General features: G+C 58.1%; 2 protein-coding genes. Both read right to left on the bottom strand.

Annotated features, from left to right (window positions below):
- Positions 1-51: 51 nt before the first annotated feature.
- A complete protein-coding gene (locus ACOCD2_RS15815) occupies positions 52-1,587 on the bottom strand; it encodes a hypothetical protein (RefSeq protein ID WP_419625781.1) in 1,536 nt (511 codons plus the stop codon).
- Positions 1,568-2,041 carry a hypothetical protein gene (locus ACOCD2_RS15810; protein WP_419625780.1) on the bottom strand — a complete coding sequence of 158 codons (474 nt, stop codon included), beginning with the start codon at positions 2,039-2,041 and terminating at the stop codon, positions 1,568-1,570. Before ACOCD2_RS15810 ends, ACOCD2_RS15815 begins: the two co-directional genes overlap by 20 nt.
- Positions 2,042-2,821: the final 780 nt, after the last annotated feature.

The following is a 2,821-nucleotide window of genomic DNA, read 5'->3' as shown; positions in this document are numbered from 1 at the left end:
GCATTGGCCCGAGACGCGCTCTGCTGCTGCGCTATCGAAGGCTTTGGTGCTTTAGGAGAATGCACGGCGTTTAGGCTGCTCCCAGGGAAGCACAGGATAGACCTGTGCAGGCTTCGGGTTACTGTTGAATGTCAGCACATTACCCCATGTCGTGTGCCGGGGCAAGATCCCCGGGAAGGCAAAGGTCAGCGCCAGCGCATCCGCGAAGTCCGGTGAGCCCCCCGGCTGCTTGTCCTTCGGCACCAGCTTCGTCCTGTCCGAGGTCTCATTGATCTCGTACAGCCGGGCTATCAGCTCCTTCTCCAGCTTCTTAATCGTGGACTTGATACACCCTCCTGCGATCAGCCAGTCCTTCATCTCGAACCACAGCTCAGTGCCCCGGTTGATGTACAGTCTGTCCTGAAGCGCCTGGGACCCGAAGTGCACATCTACCGCGGGAGCACTGCGCGCTCGAAGAATGTCCGCAAGGGGACCGCCAACGCCTGTGGCATCCACCGCAATAATGTCCGGCTGGAAAGGGAGCAGGTCCGCAATAATCCGTGTGGCAAGCCGCTCCGTGTTCTTCGTCATCGAGGCCGCATACCGCCAGGTGGGCAGCGTGCGCGCATCCCGACCCCGACGCAGTGTCACGACCGTACTGTCAAGACCGCCGCGGGATACGTCGATGCCGCACACCAGCGCCCTGCCATGATCCCCCGCCACCACCGGGCGGGCCATGGCCTCCCTCACGTCATCCGCCCCGTTCACCGTGTCATTCCCCTGCAACGGGAACTCACCCTTGACCCGCACACGCACCGTGTCCGAATCCTCACCGTACTTGCGAACCATCGCATCGAGATGATCCTTGTTCGTGATACCCGACTTGCGCGCATCCACGTGGTACGTGACCCAGCCTTCCATGTCGAACAGCTCACGGAACACCCCCACCGGCTGCGTCGGGTTCCCAAACGCAAAGTGAAACGGCTCACCGTCCGTCTTACCCCCATCAGCAACCTCCCAGATCGAGGCAGGGATGGCAGAGGCTTCGTCGAAAATGTAAAACGGTGAGCTGTGTGCCGCGTGCAGACCGGCAAACGCTTCCGTGTTGCGCGGGTCGAAAGGGATCGCATCCACCCGCCACTTGTCCTTGCGTGCCGGGTAGTTCATGTTCATGTTGCCCCGGCTGTTGGAATAGCTGAACCAGTGCCCGATGGCACACAGCCGCCGCCACTTCGACACCTCCGCCCAGGTCTTGGTGTTCAGCTGGACCGATGTGTTGGCAGTCACCATCCCGATCGCATCCTGCCGTGTTGAGAGAATGTACAGAATCAGCATGGCGGAGATCGCCGACTTACCCACACCGTGCCCGGACGCCACCGCCACCTGCCGGGGTCGCGTGGGCCTGCGCCCATCAAAGGGTTCCGCCTGAATCATGCCACCCAGCATCTCCAGAAACTCGGACTGCCAGGTATCCGGGCCGTTGTGATGCACCAGCTCCGTACCGGAGAGCCCCCAGGGGAACATCAGGCGAACCCACTTCAGCGGATCATTGCGCGTTTCCAGACAGAGCTGAGCAAGCTCTGCGTCTTCATTCGCTGTCGCTGACATCCTGATGCGCCTTCAGCAGCGTTTCCCGTACAATATCGCTGGACGAGACTTCCAGCTTCTCGCGGAATGCACCAATGTCTACGTGATTGCCCGCCATTTGCAGAATCGCGCTCTTACCGGGGCACTTTACCCGGATACCGTTGGGGCCTATGTCAAAGTCCAGCAGCTCCGCCGTATCCGGCCATTGCGCCGGGGGCAGCAGCTTACCGTCCTCATCAATGAAATCCCTGGGATCCAGCTCAATCAGCTCGCGGGCCCGTCGTTTGATCCACGCCGCGTCCATCTCCTGCTCCCGGTACTCGCGCTCCTGATGGTACGCAATCTCTTCCGCAAGCTCTTCCAGGATGTGCAGCAGCGCTTTGGTCTCAATACCCGTCTTCTTCGACGTGCCCCGAATCGTGCGCGTTTGCAGGTAAGCCTGAACAACTTCATCTTTGTCATATTCCGCAGTCATACTCGCAGTATAAAGCGTTTCAGCTTACGTAGCAACACAATAACCCTAGTGACTGTGTGGTCTCTGTTTTCAAAAAGTGAGTCTGGGTCATCACGGCCTACCCCACGGGCGCGGGGGCGAAAGGGGGACGCGGGGGCCTTGATACCCCGGCAGCTGAAAACCTGCACAATGACCGAGTACACGCAATAACGCGGAAACAGAGCGAACCGGCACAAATGCGCAGGATTGCCGTGTGCGAGAGTGCTGTTAAACCCAACTCGCAATAGCTGAGTGCTGCCAGATGCACGTAGCGACGCGGTAATCCCAGGCGCAGGGCTGAGATGCTGGGTGACCGGGTGACCGGGTGAGTGTGCCAGTGACCGAGGCATGAGGGCATGAGGCGCGCAGGGCGACCGGGGCAGGCGTGAGGCGCTGGGTTGCAGATGTGCGCGTAATGCGCAGGGTTGCAGATGTGCGCGTAATGCGCAGGGTTGCAGAGAACACGCGATCGTGGCGCGTTAATGCGTGGGGCGTGTGGGCGTGAGTGTTGCGCGCGATTTTGGCGGTCCAAACCAAAAAAAAAAATTAGCCTAGAAAAAAAAAAAAAAAAAAAATGCTGGAGCTTTATATATTCTATATCAACAGTAACACTAACTGCCAATATCCCAATATCCCAGTAACCCAGCAAATAAATAGCAGAAATGCTTACAATCTAGCTCATTGCATGCGATACTGCGAATCATGAACCAATCAACACAAACCCAGCAACCCCGCAAATTAATTGCAAAAAACTTGAAAAAC

Origin of the sequence: Thiolapillus sp., assembly GCF_048562965.1 — a bacterium.
GTDB classification, from domain to species: domain Bacteria; phylum Pseudomonadota; class Gammaproteobacteria; order Chromatiales; family Chromatiaceae; genus Thiolapillus; species Thiolapillus brandeum_A.
This window is presented reverse-complemented; position numbering and strand designations above follow the sequence as displayed.

Bases quoted from the DNA above. Each gene is read 5' to 3' on its own strand.
- ACOCD2_RS15815 (WP_419625781.1), bottom strand. From the start codon at position 1,587: ATGTCAGCGACAGCGAATGAAGACGCAGAGCTTGCTCAGCTCTGTCTG.
- ACOCD2_RS15810 (WP_419625780.1), bottom strand. From the start codon at position 2,041: ATGACTGCGGAATATGACAAAGATGAAGTTGTTCAGGCTTACCTGCAA.